The organism is Aeromonas sp. L_1B5_3 (assembly GCF_963866575.1).
Classification (GTDB): domain Bacteria; phylum Pseudomonadota; class Gammaproteobacteria; order Enterobacterales; family Aeromonadaceae; genus Aeromonas; species Aeromonas jandaei.
Genome location: NZ_CAWMDN010000075.1, coordinates 1 through 1151, shown reverse-complemented (window position 1 = coordinate 1151; position 1151 = coordinate 1). Strand labels below are relative to the sequence as shown.

Sequence of the window (1151 nt, the reverse complement as noted above, 5' to 3'; positions counted from 1 at the left end):
ATTGGGATCAGTTATTTAGGGAACTGGGGGCGATTCAGTGCTTAATGAGATATATTGAACAGCAAGTTAAGTAGATCGTTTTGATTATTGGTGCCGGTTTTATGCAACAGTGTTTTTATTTGGCTTTTTACAGTCTCCAAAGAGACCCCTCGAAGGCGAGCGACCTCTGCTCCGGTCAGACCACGCGAGAGCAGGGTAAGTACATCCTGTTCGCTCTTAGTCAAACAATAAAGTAGCTCCATACGTTGCAGGTGCCGCTCATGCTCCCATCGAGGATCAATCAACATCAATTCAAACCATCCGCTGGGCTCTGGCAGTGGAGTCCATTCGAGGATCACCTGATGAGACTCTGACAGAGACAGAACAAGACGCCCTTCAGTTCCACGGCTCAACGATTCCCGCCAAAGAGGTAGCCAGCGAGAAGGAATGACCAGTTGATGGTCAACAGGGTTCTGTGTGATGTGATATTCACCCAGCGCCTGCTGCATGGCACGATTGGTCAGTTGTAGATGCCCATATTGATCCACTACAGCGCGTGGGCGATTATCACGCTCCAGCAGTGCCGTCAGTAGTATACGTTCCTCATTGAACCTCTGACGTCGACGATAACTTCTGGCCCAACAGCCAAGTCCGTTGGAGAGCCATTGCAACATCTGTTGCTCAGCCGGAGTGAAAGGGGGTTGAGTCTTATCCCGATGGAGGGTGATCGCAAACTCGTCCCGGGTACTCAGAGGAACCAGAATGCACAGGGCATAACGAGCTTGAAAACGCGGCACCATCTCTTCCCTGAACACTGGATTGTCGATGCGCTCAAAGTTCAAGAGTTGATCAACGATGGCCGCCTTGCCAACCAGCATGTGCTGCATATAGGTGTTGAGAAAAACATCATCGGCCATGCGTTCAAAATAAAAGGCCAGATCAGAGCGAGAATAGCTTTTGGTCCAGACGATAGCATCCTCAGGGGTTTGTCGGGGGGCCAGTACCACGCTAGCAGCGGATGCATTGAACAGAGATCTCAACTCATCAAATATTTTGCACAGGAGGTCATAGTCTTGCTCAGCCTCGTAGAGACGCCCCTGCAATTCCAGTAGCTTCGAGATACAAATTGCCATACACACCAACCTCCATTGTTGCTAATAACATCATGTCGA

The 1151-nt window shown here is 49.8% G+C and carries 1 protein-coding gene; it reads right to left on the bottom strand.

Features of this window, described 5'->3' with window-relative positions; all coding sequences use genetic code 11:
- Positions 1-41: 41 nt before the first annotated feature.
- Positions 42-1112 (bottom strand): LuxR C-terminal-related transcriptional regulator, encoded by a 1071-nt coding sequence (locus tag AACR93_RS04615; RefSeq protein WP_043852304.1) that lies wholly within the window; start codon positions 1110-1112, stop codon positions 42-44.
- Positions 1113-1151: the final 39 nt, after the last annotated feature.

Bases quoted from the DNA above. Each gene is read 5' to 3' on its own strand.
- AACR93_RS04615 (WP_043852304.1), bottom strand. From the start codon at position 1,112: ATGGCAATTTGTATCTCGAAGCTACTGGAATTGCAGGGGCGTCTCTAC.